The 17276-nt window shown below is 49.2% G+C and carries 13 protein-coding genes; 5 read left to right on the top strand and 8 right to left on the bottom strand.

Annotated elements, in window-relative coordinates; all coding sequences use genetic code 11:
* The first annotated feature begins 31 nt into the window (after positions 1 to 31).
* The gene (locus BM202_RS14270; protein ID WP_093827120.1) at positions 32 to 427 is read left to right on the top strand and encodes a hypothetical protein; all 396 of its coding nucleotides are present in this window, start codon (positions 32 to 34) and stop codon (positions 425 to 427) included.
* A 112-nt stretch (positions 428 to 539) separates the two neighbouring features.
* Here BM202_RS14270 and BM202_RS14275 read toward each other — a convergent pair whose 3' ends face one another.
* A complete protein-coding gene (locus BM202_RS14275) occupies positions 540 to 1568 on the bottom strand; it encodes a DUF6807 domain-containing protein (protein ID WP_093827122.1) in 1029 nt (342 codons plus the stop codon).
* A 170-nt stretch (positions 1569 to 1738) separates the two neighbouring features.
* Positions 1739 to 2356, bottom strand: coding sequence for an LEA/WHy family protein (locus BM202_RS14280; RefSeq protein ID WP_093827124.1), 618 nt, complete (start codon positions 2354 to 2356; stop codon positions 1739 to 1741).
* A gap of 371 nt (positions 2357 to 2727) precedes the next feature.
* Here BM202_RS14280 and BM202_RS14285 point away from each other — a divergent pair, with 371 nt between their 5' ends.
* Positions 2728 to 5148, top strand: a complete 2421-nt coding sequence (locus BM202_RS14285) for a putative Ig domain-containing protein (RefSeq protein ID WP_093827126.1) — start codon at positions 2728 to 2730, stop codon at positions 5146 to 5148.
* 54 nt (positions 5149 to 5202) lie between these two features.
* Here BM202_RS14285 and BM202_RS14290 read toward each other — a convergent pair whose 3' ends face one another.
* Together BM202_RS14290 and BM202_RS14295 are read right to left on the bottom strand one after the other, a co-directional pair.
* On the bottom strand, positions 5203 to 7110 hold the full coding sequence (locus tag BM202_RS14290; protein WP_093827128.1) for a DUF3857 domain-containing protein: 1908 nt from the start codon (positions 7108 to 7110) through the stop codon (positions 5203 to 5205).
* A 7-nt stretch (positions 7111 to 7117) separates the two neighbouring features.
* Positions 7118 to 9151 (bottom strand): transglutaminase family protein, encoded by a 2034-nt coding sequence (locus tag BM202_RS14295; RefSeq protein WP_093827130.1) that lies wholly within the window; start codon positions 9149 to 9151, stop codon positions 7118 to 7120.
* 128 nt (positions 9152 to 9279) lie between these two features.
* Here BM202_RS14295 and aat point away from each other — a divergent pair, with 128 nt between their 5' ends.
* Genes aat through BM202_RS14310 form a run of 3 tightly spaced genes read left to right on the top strand, consistent with a single transcriptional unit; the run spans position 9280 to position 12195 of the window.
* On the top strand, positions 9280 to 9879 hold the full coding sequence (aat, locus tag BM202_RS14300; RefSeq protein ID WP_093827132.1) for a leucyl/phenylalanyl-tRNA--protein transferase: 600 nt from the start codon (positions 9280 to 9282) through the stop codon (positions 9877 to 9879).
* Positions 9880 to 9907: 28 nt separating this feature from the next.
* Positions 9908 to 10942, top strand: coding sequence for a glutamate 5-kinase (gene proB / locus BM202_RS14305; protein ID WP_093827134.1), 1035 nt, complete (start codon positions 9908 to 9910; stop codon positions 10940 to 10942).
* Between the two features lie 2 nt (positions 10943 to 10944).
* Positions 10945 to 12195 (top strand): glutamate-5-semialdehyde dehydrogenase, encoded by a 1251-nt coding sequence (locus BM202_RS14310; RefSeq protein WP_093827136.1) that lies wholly within the window; start codon positions 10945 to 10947, stop codon positions 12193 to 12195.
* Positions 12196 to 12205: 10 nt separating this feature from the next.
* On the opposite strand, the gene BM202_RS14315 is transcribed toward BM202_RS14310, so the two are convergent.
* From BM202_RS14315 to BM202_RS37230, 4 genes are all read right to left on the bottom strand, one after another.
* Positions 12206 to 13477 (bottom strand): replication-associated recombination protein A, encoded by a 1272-nt coding sequence (locus BM202_RS14315; protein ID WP_093827138.1) that lies wholly within the window; start codon positions 13475 to 13477, stop codon positions 12206 to 12208.
* 97 nt (positions 13478 to 13574) lie between these two features.
* Positions 13575 to 14174 (bottom strand): RNA polymerase sigma factor, encoded by a 600-nt coding sequence (locus BM202_RS14320; RefSeq protein ID WP_093827140.1) that lies wholly within the window; start codon positions 14172 to 14174, stop codon positions 13575 to 13577.
* Between the two features lie 105 nt (positions 14175 to 14279).
* Entirely contained in the window at positions 14280 to 15983 is a 1704-nt protein-coding gene (gene ade, locus BM202_RS14325) for an adenine deaminase (protein ID WP_093827143.1), read from the bottom strand.
* A 4-nt stretch (positions 15984 to 15987) separates the two neighbouring features.
* Positions 15988 to 17193 (bottom strand): acyltransferase family protein, encoded by a 1206-nt coding sequence (locus tag BM202_RS37230; protein ID WP_245776667.1) that lies wholly within the window; start codon positions 17191 to 17193, stop codon positions 15988 to 15990.
* Positions 17194 to 17276 lie beyond the last annotated feature (83 nt).

The raw sequence follows: 17276 nt of genomic DNA on the forward strand, positions 1-17276 counted from the left end.
TATTTGTTTGCAAACCTTACCGTACGATCTCATGAAAACTGTCAACTATGAATCGTTACAAGCTGAACAAGCCTGGATGATTGTATCCGACCAGCTTCAGCAACGTAACAATGTGCTGGCCAAGAGTATTTCGCACATGGAACGTAACCCAACCGATCTGCCAATGGCCAGTCGGCTGATCATATTGCGCTACCATCTCAAGATGAGTGTACGGCAGTTAACGAAGGATGCACGTCAGAAACTTCATACAAAACAATCGGCTGATCGGCTGGCCGAACAATGGCGGCATGTGCATCAACTGCTTTTTTTACTCCGTCAGATAGATATGGAGCTTGGCCGGGCTACCGACGAAAATAATACGCTACGTGTATGGCTGGAATCACTCGACGGGCGCGTTTACCGTTCCGCGTTAGTACATCTAAATTAGTTAAATCGCGGTCTGTCGTTGGTATAAACGATTTAGGCATAAAAAAGGCCGATTCTCGCAGAAAAAACAACTACGAGAATCGGCCTTATTGACAACAGTCTTCACAATCGGACTACCACTTCGTCGATTTGACCAGCACAGCATCCGTTACGTTGCCCGATTGGATCAACAGGCGGTAACGAAACGTAACATCTTTTCCCGCTGGCAGTGTATAATTTAGAGCCGGAGCTTTGCCTTCGCTTAAAACAGACTGCCCCAGTGTATTAGCGGCAAATAGACCATATCCGCGAGCATGCCAATAGGTTGGATAGCCAACGTTTTTGGGATTATCCATCATAACGATCGAAACAGGTTCATTTCCCAGCGTTCCCGTTAGTTTTACCCAGGGTGCACGAGTTCCCCAGACGGCATCGCCCTCCACACCCTCACTGCTCTTATAGTGTCCCGTTACACCTTCGTTATTCATCGCTGGCACTTTGGTGGCTACGCCCTGTGCATCCGTAAACACCTCCGGTTTGGTTGAAGGCTGCTCTAACTGGCGAGCCACGCGCAAAGCGATCATCCCTTCTTTGTTGTCTTTAAACATGACATCTTTACCAGCGGCTTTCAGCGTCGTATTGCGGTCAATCGTGCGACTGTCAGCATTGGCGTGAAACACATAGGTCGTTGTTTCCTGCAGCATAACCTTGCTGTCTTTGTCCAGCCAGTCAGCCGTAACGACCAGTTCAGCTTCACCGTTGCCACTTTTCATCGATTTAACGCCCGTATGAACAATCGTTCCAAACGGACCTTTGTGCTCCGGCCCAATCTCGGTTGAGTTATTCCAGAAATCATGACCATTCACATCACCATAATTGAACCACATGCCAACGTGGTGTGGATGGTCGATACGTTCGCCGGGGCGCGGGTCAAGCGGCCAGCCTCGGGTAATGAAATTGCCGCCTGCCGAGAGGATGGGATACAACACCGGCTTTTTCAGAACCGTCGGCCCTGGATAGATGTAGGCCGTGAATGGTTTTCCATCGACCGTAACGGTCACTTGTTTTTTAGCGTCGTCGTGCGTTAGCTGGATACGATTGGTTTGAGCCCGAACCGACAGCATAGAAGCCGCTACTAAAAAGGCAATAAAGAAATGGCGCATTGGATGGTTGGTTAATCAAATTTGAAAATCGCGTTTTCAAGGGACAAAACAAACCGCCCCGACCTAAAAAAGCTGGGGCAGTTGAAATGCTACTGGTTAGTCAACTCTCATTACTCTATATTCAAGTCTTATCAAACCATGCAGGTCTTACAAACGTGTATGGTTTGGCGCTAATTACCCAACAATATTTTGTTCGTTACGTCCTGATCTATTGTGATATAGCCAGGATAATTAACCTGTTTACCCAGTAAATCCAGCGTTGGTTTAATTTTTATTGTCAGTTTAGATGGCTGTGTTCCTGCTGAACCCGACAGATTCTGCACCAATTGTGTAAAGGCATCGCGCGTTTTAGGATCCGTAAACAATTGATACGCATTCGTATTAAGCCGGACCGGAACGAGAGTGGTACCGCCACCGGGTTGTACTTCGATACGTTGGTTCAGAAATCCATTGAATAATTCCTGGCCGGCCAGCAGAATCCGATACTCCAGTTGATTGATACCCGCCAGTTTATTGGTTGGATTTGTAATATTAATGTTGAGCCGGGCGTCGAGTGGTACGTTCCGCGTCAGCAACCCCGTTGCCAGCCGGGGGTAACGGGCTGGATTAATGTCTTCTATCTTGCGCAGTTGCCGAACATCGATTCCCGCCAGATAAATACTATCGGCGGATGCAATCGTATAGCGACACTCTCCCAGGGCTTTTGCCTGCGAAAGCTGGTTGTTAACAGCGCATTGATTAAACAACAGTGGCAGCGCCACCAATACTAAAATAAGGCCTTTTTTCATGATTGATTGTAAATCGTTCTTATGTAAACGTTCGACAGTAGGCAAAGGGTTTGGTTTAACCCATATGAAAGCTAAGTTTCTTTGTATTCTTCTGCACAAGCACATCTGCCACCGACTTGATGTATAGACGCTGAATCCTACTAAGGGTCATTTCTGGTTCATTACGTTCGATCCCCCGCTATATGATTCTGAAAAAATTCGTTCAACTGAACAAAAATGAGAAGCCTGTTTCCCCTCCAACATTAGATTGCGACTAACCAGCACGCAGAAGCCAGTACGTAAAATACCGTTCACTCAAAAGATACTGGGAAATACAGCGTCAGTTCTTTACTTATCACACGAAACACCCTTTCTAAATTTACCTTTTACGTATGAAAAAAATAGCTTTACGAATCCATCTGTTTACCATTGGATTTCTCCTCAACTTAATCGTGCCAACCTATCTGTTGGCGCAATTACCGATTAAAATTACCAACACGCCAACCACCGGAAGTGATCCATATGGTTTTGTGACGTATAAAGGTCGGCTTTATTTTTCGGCGAGTTCTTCGACCGATGGACCAGAGATTTATTCGACCGATGGAACGCCCGGCGGAACAGTTTTACTCAAGAACATCAATACGTTACCTGGCAAAGGATCTGAGGTTGGTAGTTTAGTAATTTACAATGATAAACTCTATTTCGGCGCCACCAGTGCCACAGGAGGTGGTTTATGGGTTACTGACGGAACGACAGCCGGGACGACCCTTGTCAAGGATCTTTCTTCAGTCCAATTTAGTAATCCTATTTTATTGGCCGTTGCTAATAACAAGCTGTTTTTTGTTGATAAGTTTTCGCCATCCGGCGACAATAAACTTTGGATAAGCGACGGAACAACTGCCGGAACGAAGCTTTTATCTGAAGCACTTGGGGGTCTAGATGTAGGCAGGGGGCCTTCCTCAATGAGAGCCATAAATAACCGGCTTTTCTACGCCACAGGTAATACAAATGACCTATGGGTGACGGATGGAACGGTAGCGGGAACTCATTTTGTAAAAGGTGGAGAAGTTATGGATGGCGGCTTCGGCAGCCGTTTTTTTAACTTCATTGGTCAGCTTACTCAATTTGAAGATAAACTAATGTTCAGGGGTTACGACCAGAGTAAAACTGGCGACGAACCGTGGATTAGTGATGGAACACCAGAAGGTACTTATTCGCTGGATCTGACGCCTGGTGCTGGTGTGTCTCTTATCGGGACCTATCGTTATTACAATGGCAAGATGTATTTTTATTTCCCATCAGCGGGTCTCTGGTCAACAGACGGCACTCAAGCAGGATCGAAACAGGTAAAGAACGTACCGTCCGCCGAACGATTCACGGTGTTTAACGACAAACTCTATTTCGTATCCAATACAAATGAACTCTGGATGAGCGATGGCACTGAGGCCGGGACAGTATTGGTCAAAAAGCTTACTTCAGGGCTAGTCAGTCAAATGATTGTGTCGGGTAACCTGCTATATTTTTCGGCTCGTACATCCAGTAACAATAGTGATTTAGAACTCTGGCGAAGTGATGGTACCGATGCGGGTACCTGGAAAGTGTCGCTATTTAGTCCCGACGCAACGGATATACTGGGAAAAGTAAAAACTTTAGTCGACGCCAATGGCCAGTTGTATTTTACAGCCCAACCTACTGGCTTATCATCGCCGGAACTGTACTATTTACGGCCGAATCAGGCACCTGTTGCACCCGTCATTGCGAACGCGACAGGCACCGTAGGGCAACCTTTTTTCCAGGCAATTCCGTCGTTTACTGATCCAGAAGGCCTACCACTTTTTTACAGCGTCTCTGGTTTACCGGCCAATCTTACGTTCAGTGGGGGCGGTGGGGGAATCATTGCCGGCACCCCCACTGCGTCGGGAATCTTTACCATTACGGTATCGGCCCGTGATATTAATGGATTGACCACCAGCACTACGTATATCCTCAGCATTAATCCAGCCGGTGGCAGCGCGTTTGCTCTACAGGCACCTACCTACAACTGCGCGACGGGGGCCATTACGTTCAATACCAGCGGGGGTGATGGCTCGCCCATCGAATACCAGGCAGCGGGCATTACCAACTGGACGACCAATCCATATCAGTCGGTCGATCATGATCTTATTACGGCTAATGACGTACAACCGATTACCTTGCAGGCTCGTCAGCATGGGGTAGTCGTTACGTACGTCTGGGATTTGAAGGCCTATTGCACCAATCCGCCAACACCACAACCGCCCCTGCCTGGTGCCTTTACCCTTATGGCACCCACCTACAACTGTTCGACAGGGGCTATTACGTTCAACACCAGCGGGGGTGATGGCTCACCTATCGAATATCAGGCAGCGGGTATTACGAGTTGGACGACAAACCCCACCCGATTTGTGGATCAGGAACTACGCACAGCCAATGATACAAAACCACTTACGTTGCAGGCTCGGCAAAATGGAAAAATGGTCAGTTACGTTTGGGACCTGAGAGCCTCCTGTAGTGGAGCACGCCTTGCCGCGGAAGAAACAACAACTCTCTCAGTACGTGTTCTGGGCAACCCGGTTGCGGGAGAGACGGCTGCGGTAGAAATCAGCGGAGCCGCCGGACAATCCCTACAGTTTGTTGTGAGCGATATGCAGGGCCGTCAGATTAGTAAAGATCGTATCGAGCAGGCCAGCGTCATTCAGAAACATGATGTTCGAATCAGCCGGGCACCGGGCGTTTATTTACTCAAGGTGAGCACCCCAACCCAAACCGGAACGGCCAGACTTGTTCGACAGTGATACGTTCGGATGGCCGTGCTAGGATTCGCAGTGTAGCACGGCCATCCGGCTTTCCTAATTTTTCACGAACACCATCTGCGCCCGATCAGCTTTGGCCACTTTCTTTCGAAAGTCTACCCATTCGGCATAGGCTGTAGCTGGAAACCGCCCCCGGTGCATGGTTACCTTCCGGATGTACGTGATTTGTCCACCGTCAACAGCAAACTTGGCGGAATAACGGCCAAACTTTGACTCAATCGTCATGGGCTCAATCTGATATTCTGGTGAGTAGCCCTTGGGAAGCTGATACGTAATGGTATCACTGTCCTCATAATCATAACTTGAGCCTAAATCAACCGGGGCTTTGCGCGGCTGAGTAAGCGGTGTTGCCTGCCCCAGAGCTGACATCAGATTGAGCGGCAGAAATAATCGTGTTCCGCTGGTTGTCGCCCAACGACGCACCGTCAGGTCCAGATTTTCGGTAACGGACGGAATGGCTCCCGGCAGTTCTTTATAAGCAAATTTATTTAACTCAAACGCTGGAATACGGATGCGTTTCAGCAACCAGCTACGTTGATCATCGCGGTTCAGCCGATGGAGTGCACTGGCATAAACGTCCTGCTGTAGACCCGTATAGCGTGTCAGAACATCGGCGGTAGCATCACCCTGTTCGGTCACTTTGACGGTGATGCGTCGTTGCTGGAGATTGTCAATCGGGCGATAGGCGGGCGTTTTTACTAATCGGCTCCCCTCCGGCAGGATAAGCAGAACATGACGGTTTCCCGTGAAATCACTGACGTATCCGGCTGGATTATGCCCATCGGTACATTCCAGGAACAGCGTATCACGCCCGTCGGGAACGCACAAAATAATGTGGTTAAACTGAAAACTTGGGAAGTCCGTCAAGGCATCCGGCTCGTTATCACCCGCCCGAACCAACGCCGGGTGGGCCGTCACACCAGCGGCTTTCAACAGGGCTTTCGTGTAATTGGTCAGCGCCTTGCAATCGCCATATTTACTAACGGCAACTTTCTCGGCCTCAATGGTTTGCCAGCCACCAATCCCTAACTGAACACTAACGTAACGCGTCTGCTCCTGTAAGAACTGATAGAGTTTTTTTACCTTTCCGGACGTAGTGGTTTCGTTTTTTGTTAACTCGATTACCCGTTGACGAAGATCGTCGGGAATGCGATCACGGCCGTCGTTCAGGATGTGGTAGAACCGGCCTACATCACTCCAGCTTGTGATTTTTCCCTTGTAGTCCTGCACCTCAAATTCTGTCGGAGCAGTATAGACAATGGGCAATTGCTCGCGTGCCGGGGGCGACAGCGGTTCAAATTCTACCGCCGGAATATTCGCCAGTTTCCAGACATAGGTTTTCCCTCCGTTGGCAGCCGCTTCTTCAGCAACAGGCGTCGGAATGTTCATTTGCTTGTAGCGCAACCCAAGACCCGCTGGCATATTTACCGTAAACATGGCCTGCTCAATCGATAAGTGCTGCTCATCCTGAGGTATCCAGGTTGGGTAAGCCATCAGATTACGCTCAGTCGTCTCAACAATAAACTCAACCGTATACGGATAGGTAGGCTGCTTCGGAAATGTCGCCGATTTAAACCGATTATCGTCGAAGAGATTATAATCCGAATAACTACTATAATCCTCAATATCAGTCTTTTTTAGCTTCTTAATCAGCTTACCATTGCCGTCATACAAAGCCCCTTCAAAATTGATTACCTTAGATAGCTTGTCGTACCAAACCTGCTTTTTGGCGTGATCGTCGCCCTGTTCGTCCAACACCGTCACCACACTACGTATGCGTAAATGCCCCTCTCCTGCCGACTTAACGGTGAAGACTGTTTCGTGCCGACGAACGACAGCGTGTGCGTTCTCTTTCAGATCTGCCGAAAGGATACCAGCCTGATAGTCGACCTGCGCCCAGGCCGCCTGACTGACCAGGGAAATCAGTAAAAGAAGTTTTTTCATAATGGATTTATTTCTTCTCGGCTACGGTCCCACGTTTCAGGACAACCTGTTCGGCATGTTTAGCCACAATCCGGTTGAATAGTTCCCGTAAAGGCCCATACTCACCCGCAAAATATATAGGGCGACGTAGTAAAATCCGGCTGACCACCTGAAGCTGATTCTCGTTGGTAACGGATACCTGGTACAAGAACCGCCCGCCCTCTTCGGGCAACACCATAGACACTGTTTTTGGCAGTTCTTCCACCTGAAATCCTTTGGGCAGCGTATAAGTCGCCATAAATGTTTCATCGGTAGAAACGCCAAAATCCACAGGAAAGAGTCGCTCGGCCTCCTTAAACGGATTACTGCCGTGTGCTTCCGTCAGCATGGGGCGGAGGTACAGTCGATCGCCTGCCCTACCACAGGCTTCGGGAATAGTAATTGTATAATCTTCATTAAACGCGCTACTTTTCAGATCCGCTCCCGAAAAGTCAGCCTTTTCAATCTGCCAGGCCGGGCGTTTTTTCTGAATGCCCTCCAGGAATTTTTTCTTTCCGTCAAGTGCAAATTGTTTACGGGTATTCCAGGCACTATACCCTCCGTGCGAATGAAGCAGTGTACCCGTCACCTCACCATCGTCGGTAAGCGTGAATTTACCCGTATGTACCTCCGCGTCACGGTCTGTTGGAGTCAGCGATATAAATCGGGGCTTCGTTGGGTGGACCAGCCTTCCTGTTCCATTCAGGCAATGGAGGGGTAGCATACCAGGTATCAGGTAGGGATCGGTTGCATCCAGCAGCATGTCTTTTCCACCCACCGAAACCTGGGCAACAACATAGTTGAATTTCTTCAGCAAGGCATATACTTCATTAACGTGCCCATGCGATCGGGTGCTGAGGATCACCGGATTTGCTTCAATATCCATTTCACGTAACAGCGCAATCAGCAGCAGATTAATGTCGGCAGCATCTCCTTTTTTATCTTCGAATACTTTTTTGATACTACTCGACCAGAGCGCGGCTCCCTCATTCCATTTGATCGTCTGGCGCACGAAATCATAAGCTGCCTTCACGCGACTCAGCGTATCGGGATGCTGGCTAAGTAATGATTTGGCCGTTTCACGCAGGAAACCCGTCCGTTTGATCTGCCCACCGAAATTGGCGTCATCAAGGAGGGTTCTGTCCATGGCATCCCACCCAACGGCTATATCCTTTTTTAACATACCCGTTACCCCAGGCACCTGATAGCTAGCCAGTTCAAATTCAATCTTCGATACGTAGTCATCGGCCGTCGTTATATAAGCCTCATCGTGGAAAGCCGGAACATCTTTCATGGCAAACCGATACGCTGATGCTGATACACCATGATGACCCGGAAATATATCAGGTCCAACAGTCGATTTATTTTCATTGATGGCCATTGTTAAATAGCCGGTCTGCATAATTTTATAATAAAAGTAATCAGGAATAGTAATACGGAATTCACTCCAGTTAACCGGCACTTCCTGCTGGAATCGCCACGTACGAGGATTATAACCAATACTAAAAGGGGTTCGAAGGGTGTATTGATAATCAATAATTGAGCCTTCCCGGACATTAGGCAGCGTGTATTTCTCAAGCCACACCTGATCCGAGGCTTTTTCGGTAAAGTGACCTGCTTTGGTCAATGGATCGATTGATACGTTCCCATCGACTAGGTTATACGTATAGCCATCAAAGTCGGAAACCATCTCATGCTGGCCTGATTTACCCCGACGGGTAGAGAGCTGAATAGTCGCCCGGTCGTAGGCAGATTTCTTACGAATTTGTATACGAACATGGTAATTACTATTCATCCATAGTTCGCCCGCATTATTATCAAACGTTACCTCACCAAAGTCATACAGGACGATGGCTTCGGCGGTCGAATCCGCAACAGAATTTGTAAATTGACTGGGTGTTATTTTACCAAATTTGATGGTAGGCGCTGGATCAGCGGCTTTTTGCGCCAATGCTATATCCGTGCATAGCAAAGCATACATAGTCAACAGCAGCAGGTGCCGGACAAACGGGAAAGGGAACATGGATGGTGGGTACTAATCGGTTACTTAACGTTGCAATATATCAGTTTGGTTACATATACACAAGCCATTTATCTACTTCATGTGCACCGAATTTTCTATCTTTGTCGGGCAACACTTCCACGATTTTCATGGATAAGTTAACCGCCGACGACCTGATTTATGGGTATATCAACGGCATTTTTCCAATGGCCGACACCGACGGTACGCTATACTGGTACGCACCCGACCCGCGTGCCGTTATCCCCATCGATATCTATAAACCGGCGAAATCACTACGTCCGGTTCTTAACCGAAATCAATTCGAAATTCGGATCAATACGGCCTTTACCGACGTCATGCGAGCCTGCTCAAGTCCCCGTTCCGAAGACGATAGTGTCTGGATTTCAGACGAAATAATTGACGCCTACACCGAACTGCACCAGATGGGGCTGGCCCATAGCGTTGAGACGTATATAGACGACTGTTTGGTAGGTGGCCTGTATGGAGTAAGCTTAGGCGCGGCTTTTTTTGGCGAGTCGATGTTCCATCATACCAGCAATGCGTCGAAAGTGGCGTTTCATTATCTCATTGAAATTCTTCGTCAACAGCAGTACACACTGCTTGATACACAGTTCATTAACGACAATGTCCGGCGATATGGAGCCATTGAAATTCCGAAGGCCGACTATCTGAAGCAACTCAAAGCGGCTCTTCGCAAAAAAGCCCGTTTCACCGAACCTGTACTGTAGCTGCTGCATTACTGGTTATCTTTGCCGCATGTCTAAACCCATTCTCGTACTCAAATTCGGTACGGCTTCCATTACAAAACCAACTGGTGAACCAAACGAACCAGTTATGGTAGACATCGCCCGACAAGTGGCGGAACTACATCCCCATTATCGCATCGTACTGGTTTCGTCGGGAGCGGTGGGTGCCGGGAAAGCCCTTATCCATGACTACCGGGGCGACATTACCCAACGCAAAGCCGCGGCAGCTGTGGGCAATTTGCTGCTGCTGAATCAATACTCCCGCTTCTTTTCGATTTATGGCATTTCGATTGCGCAAAGCCTGTGCGAACGCCATCATTTTGCGAATCGTGACCAGTTTCTGCAACTGAAACAAACCTACGAAGAGCTTTGGTCCAACGGCATTATTCCCATTGCCAACGAAAATGACGTAGTGAGCAACCGTGAACTGAAGTTTTCGGACAACGACGAGCTTGCCACGCTCATTGCTGTAGGTTTCGGGGCTGAAGCACTCATGCTCTGTACCTCAGTGGGCGGATTGCTGGATGCCAACGGCCAGATCATGCGTCAGATTATCGATTTTGACGAACGGGTTTTTGGTGTGGTACGAACAGAGAAATCATCACTGGGCTTAGGCGGTATGGCGTCTAAACTAACCTTTGCAAAACTAGCTACGCGTATGGGCATCCGGGTTGTCATTTTCGGACTCAAAGAGCCAGGAAGTATCAGCCGGGCACTCCGTAGCGAAATCGGAACCGAATTTATTCCGCAACCCTCTGCCCTCTCGGCCCGGAACCGGTGGCTTGGTAGCGGCAGTCTGGCCGTCGGGCGGGTTCAGGTCGATGCCGGTGCGGTGAAAGCCCTTCAGAAACGGCGAAGTTTGCTGGCGGTGGGCATTCGGGCGATACTGGGCGAATTTGCCACCGGTGAAATGATTGAAATTTTGGATGAAGACCAAACCACAGTAGCCGTAGCCCGCGCCCGCATTTCGTCTGAAACGTTAGCGCAACAGCTTAATCAGCAAAACGTTGACGTAGCAAATGCAAACGATATTGTACTTTTATAACTATGACACCCATTACACCGCTTCTCCAGGCAACCCAGCAGGCCGCAGCCTCCGTTCGGCGGCTTAGCCCTGCTACAAAAACGGATTTGCTCAATCGGTTAGCCGACGTACTGACGACCCATACGGCTGAGATTGTGGCTGAAAATCAGAAAGATCTAGACCGGATGCCCACCACCGATCCTAAATATGACCGGCTGAAGCTAACCGAAACCCGTGTCGCTGATCTGTCTAAAAGTTTGCGTGAAGTAGCTGTTTTGCCTGATCCAGCGGGTGAGGTTATTCTGGAACGTACCATCGAGCAAGGTCTGAAGCTCAAAAAAATTGCCGTTCCGCTGGGCGTTGTGGGTGTTATTTATGAAGCTCGCCCGAACGTAACAGTCGACGTAGCATCGCTTTGTCTGCGATCGGGTAATGCCTGTGTGCTGAAAGGAGGCAAAGAAGCGGACTTCTCCAATCGTTATCTGATCAGCCTGATTCAAAGCGTATTGGTTGAATTTGGTGTACCGAAAGCCGCCGTTACGTTGCTACCCCCCGATCGGGCCGTTGTGAACGAATTGCTGACGGCAACCCGCTACGTAGATATCATTATTCCCCGTGGCTCAGACTCGCTGATTCAGTTCGTACGCAAAAACTCACTGGTGCCAACCATCGAAACGGGTGCGGGCGTTTGTCATGCATATGTAGAGGTAAGCGCTGATTTAGAGAAAGCCGTTGCTATTGTCGTTAATGCGCGAGTTTCACGGCCATCAGTCTGCAATTCACTCGATTGTGTGCTGGTTGATGAAACCATTGCCGATACATTCCTGCCCATGCTGACAGCTGATTTCAACAAATGGAATGTGGAAGTGTTCGCCGATGAAACGTCCTACGCTATTTTCGAGAAAGCGGGCTATACAAACCTGCAACACGCTCAATCACAGGACTTTGGCCGGGAATTTTTAGATTACAAATGTGCCGTGAAAGTCGTGAACGGGATAGACGAAGCCTTATCACATATTCAAACGTATTCGTCGCGACATTCTGAAGCGATTCTGTCTCAGAATCAGCCGATTATTGATCAGTTTCTACGCGAAGTAGATGCGGCTGCCGTTTACGCCAATGCCTCTACCCGTTTCACCGACGGAGCCGTGTTTGGTTTAGGTGCCGAAATCGGCATCTCGACCCAGAAACTCCACGCCCGAGGCCCGTTTGCGCTCGAAAAATTAGTGACCGAAAAATGGATCGTTGTAGGTGATGGGCAGGTGCGGTGGTAGTAGTTGAACGCTAATACCCGTACCACTCCCCCCACCATTTCTGCAAACTCCGGCGGATTTCGGCCTCACGGGCATTATTACCGGGTTCGTAAAGCTTGTGACCTTTCAGATCGTCGGGCAGGAAATTCTGTTGAGCGAAATTGCCTTCGTGGGCGTGCGCATACTGGTATTCGTTCCCGTAGCCAATTTGCTTCATCAGTTTCGTGGGCGCATTACGTAGATGCAGGGGCACAGGCAGGTGTGCGGTCTGTTCGGCTAGGGCGATCGCACCATCAATCGCTACGTAACTCGCATTGCTTTTAGGTGAGGTTGCCAGATAGACCGCCACTTGCGACAGAATAATCCGGCCTTCGGGCATACCGATAGCGCGAATGGCCTGTACAGCTTCTGAAGCCATAATCATGGCCGTTGGGTTCGCGTTGCCAATGTCTTCCGAAGCCATGATCAGCATCCGGCGGGCAATGAAAATAGGATCTTCACCCGCCACAATCATGCGTGCCATCCAATACAGAGCTGCATTTGGATCAGAACCACGTAGCGATTTGATAAAGGCCGATATAATATCATAATGCTGCTCCCCCGACTTGTCGTACCGGGCAATGTTCTGCTGCGCAACGGTCGTAACACCCTCATCGGTAATAATCAGCGGATCGGATGAAATGTGCGCCGAGGCTACCAGTTCCAGCAAATTCAACAGTTTTCGCCCATCCCCACCCGAGAGACGCAGTAAGGCGTCGTATGATTCGACCGTTATGGTCCTGGATTGAAGAAATGGATCGTGTGCAATCGCCCGGTCCACAACCTGAATTAACTCGTCGCGGCTGAGTGTTTCCAGGATATAGACCTGACAACGAGAGAGTAACGCGCTATTTACCTCGAATGAGGGATTTTCAGTGGTGGCACCAATAAGCGTAATCTGGCCCTTTTCAACAGCGCCTAGCAACGCGTCCTGCTGGCTTTTGTTGAAGCGATGTATCTCGTCGATGAACACCACCGGCGGAAACATGCCGCTCGGCCGACCCAAAACGTCGCGAATTTCTTTAACGCCAGAATTAATAGCGCTCAAAGCAATAAATGGTCGTTTGACAGCTTCAGCTAACAGTAAGGCCAATGTAGTTTTGCCAACGCCGGGTGGTCCCCACAAAATCATGGACGGCAGGCGACCGGAGTCAATAGCCCGACGTAGGGCGCCGGCGGGGCCAATCAGTTTCCGTTGACCAATTACATCATTGAGGGTGCGGGGGCGAACCCGTTCAGGAAGGGGCGTTGAGTCCGTATTCATTCAGCGAAGTTACCCCGAACGCCCTATACAAACAAAAACCCGGTACACGATCAGGTGTACCGGGCTGAGTTAGATTAAGGCTTAGGAATAGTCGGAATTAGAAAGAAACAGTTTCCGGTGTCACATACCGCTTGAGGTTGCTCATGGCACCGAAAATAAGATTGTAAACAGATTGAATATTGATTTGCATGAGGGCAGAAATCTCTTCGTTACTCATGTTCTGAAAGTACCGCAGGTGAACCGCTTCACGCTGACGACGGGGAAGTTTTTCGAGCGCCTGATGCAGACAATCGTTCATAAAAGTATCTTCCTCATGGGCAATAAGCAGGTTCTCGTGCGATGGATCAGCGCCGGGTAACGTATCGCCTACGCGCCGACCATTTGTAATATCATCCTGGCTGATTAATTTCTGTTCAGCGGTTAAATGGCGGACAAGTTTACGTTTGATGGAGGCCATCAGATAAAACCGCACTGAGGTGGTTGGTCCGATGGTGGTACGGTGTTTCCAGAGTTCGACAAACAGGTCGTGGATGCAATCTTTAATCAGCGCACGGTCGGTAGCAAAGTGCGCACAGTAATGGTAGAGAGTTTGAACATAGTTCTGGTACAACCGGGCAAACGCGTTTTCATCGCCACTGCGAAACAAATTCCAAAGGGTTTCGTCGTCGGGGCCGATTTGTGTACGAGAGCGAGCCATAGTAGAGAGGGAATAAGTAGAGGTTAGGAATAGCCTTGTGGTCTGTAAACATACCGATAAAAAATAGAATTAAAAAAGGCAACTAAATAAATTTTTTTTAAAACTCTATTTCACTATTTGAAGCGGTACAAATGAGAACGTTTTACCATCGAACAATCCCTGGTCACTCAGTTTCAGATCAGGAATTACTAATAAGGCCATAAACGACAACGTCATGAAAGGAGCAGCTAACGTACTCCCCAACTCCTGTTTCGCAAACTGATCCAGTGTCGTGTATCGAGCCGCTACGTCGTAGCCATCTTCATCCGTCATTAAACCGGCAACTGGTAGAGGAAGAAGCATGGGGTGCGGGGTATGGGGCGCGGGGTCAGCAATTGGTCCATCTACATCCTGCTCCTTACTCCCTGCCCCGTGCCCCCTGCTCCATGCCGATAATCCCCCCTGAGCCTCGATAACGAGGTTAATAGCCTGGCAAATACTCTCATCATCGCAACCAACAGCCGTAATGTTATGTGAGTCGTGGCCGACTGATGAAGCAATGGCTCCATGTTTCAACCCAAAGTTCCTGATAAATGCTATAGCGGGTGGAGCGTCCTGATACCGGTTAACAACGACTAATTTCAGCATGTCGCGCTCAATGTCCGGCACGAGTTGATTGTTCTCAATACGTGGCTCAAGATGCAGTTCATTGGTAATAAGCTGTCCATCAAGCGCTTCAATTACCCGAATGTGTGTAACATTGGGAATCGCCATCACCGCAAAATCTTCTGTCGTTTTAGGTGAGCAATTAAAGTGATTGACCGGCTCACTACGCAAATCTGGCATGTTCGACTGGCCATTTTCGGCCACAACTTCACCGTTGATTACGGTTTGCTGCACCCGAAAACTGGCTAAATTATCAACTACGATATAATCAGCGGGGTCGCCTTCGCGCAACAGGCCAACGGGCAAACGGTAATGCAATACAGGATTCAGACAGGCGGCTCTCAATACGTTCCAGACGGAATGCCCTTTCTCCAGCGCCCGCACGACCAGTTGATTGATATGTCCCTCTGCTAACGTATCAGGATGCTTGTCGTCGGAACAGAACATGATTTGTTTCGGAAATTCAGCCAGCAACGGAATCAATGCCTCGAAGTTACGGGCAGCACTTCCTTCGCGAATCAGAATCTGCATACCACGTTTGGCTTTATCCAGTCCTTCTTCGTAGGTAAAACATTCATGGTCGGTGCTGATGCCCGCATCAATATAGCGTTGGGCGTCATCCCCCATCAGGCCGGGAGCATGGCCATCAACGGGCTTATTAAAGGCTTTCGCCAACGCGATTTTGGCCAGTACATCAGCATCCTGATTTAGTACGCCCGGAAAATTCATCATCTCGGCCAGGTAGCCAATTTCTTTTAGTGCTAATAGCTCCCGAACATCCTGAACATCAATCGTAGCGCCGGCCATCTCGAAAGTTGTTGCCGGAACGCAGGAGGGGGCACCAAACATAAACTTAAACGGCACCCGTTTCCCCTCCTCAATCATGTAGTGTACGCCTTTCACGCCCAGTACATTACCAATCTCGTGGGGGTCCGACACCGTTGCTACGGTACCATGCACCACGGCCAGACGTGCAAACTGCGGGGGCGTCAACAGGGAACTCTCGATATGAACATGCGCATCTACAAAGCCGGGCAATATATACGGTTCACCAGCCCGCTCGTTACCCAATCGATTAATTCGGGTAATGCGACCGTTGTCAATGGTAATCGAACCGTAAAAAATAGTTTGATCGAAGAGATTCAGAATGTTCGCCGTGGGCATAAAATTAAATCCGGATAAAAAGTTTTCGGTTGTACATCCACCGAAGAATAAGGTAAAAAACGCCCAGCGTCACGATGCCAATGAGCAACTGCTCATAAGCCGGGCCAAGTACTTGAAAAGGGCCGTGGCCAAAATGAGTATAAAGAGACGTAACAATGAAACGATCAATAAGATGCACCAGACAATAGATTGCGATGGAATTCATCCCGACAACGACCAGCGGAAATGCCCAGCCACGTCGCCCCGTTACGTCGACAACGTAGTAAAAAAAAGCGAGCAGCCAGAAACACCAGCCTCCACTGAACAGCACCCAGGCCGGTGTCCAGATACGTTTGACTACGGGACAAATCCCTGAAACATGAAGCAAAACACCACTGGCCAGCCCAATGGCTCCTGCAACTAGAAACCAGGTCAACATCGCCCGATGTGTCTCTCCGGAACGTAGCACCCGACCCGCCTGCAAGCCTAAAAGCATGGTTCCCAACGTAGGAATGAAACTAAGCGTCGTGTAGCCGCCCCCATTAAACAGGAACGGCTTGGTGCGTGGAAACAGGTTCAGGAACCACGTATCGAATGCCCAGGCGAGGTTGCTGTTTTTATTAAAATGCGCCATTAAGCCGGTATACATCTCAGGCCAGTCAGCCGGAACATTCACCGCGCTGTAGTCAAAATCGAGTCCTGGAGTCGGATAGAGCACGAACGCCAGCCAATACACGAACAGGATCAGCCCGAACGCAATCCAGGTGGTTCGGGGCTTCGTTTGCCCTATCAAAAACAGGAATGGATAACCCAGACCAATTTGGGTGAGTGTATCCTCAAAGGTAAAGTTCGTTTGCTCAGCGTGGGTGGAACGGAGAAAAATACCGAGCAAAATCAGAATCAGCGACCGGCGAAGTGCCCGGCCAAACTGTTGTCCGAAGGAGTGACCCAGCGTTACCCGGCTAGCCATTGAATAGGGCAACGCTACGCCGACCAGAAACGAAAACGATGGCTGAATCAGGTCATGTAACGAGCAGCCCGCCCAGGCAACGTGGCTCTGGTGGTGAGCCAGAAATGCCCAGAATCCACTGTCCGGGAAAGACTCGTGCAAATGATCAAACTGTAGAATCTCGGCCGCCATCAAAAACATGACGAAGCCCCGGTAGACGTCCACAGACATCAATCGTCCGGCGGGAAAGCCGGTTTGGTTAGCGGACAACGGTGGAGGCATGAGCAGGGTAGGAATTGGAACTTCAAAACTTGGAATTGGCGGTCACATTCGCAACAGAGCGGGGTAAAGTTTTTTAAGAAAGG

Origin of the sequence: Spirosoma endophyticum, assembly GCF_900112365.1 — a bacterium.
Classification (GTDB): Bacteria; Bacteroidota; Bacteroidia; order Cytophagales; family Spirosomataceae; genus Spirosoma; species Spirosoma endophyticum.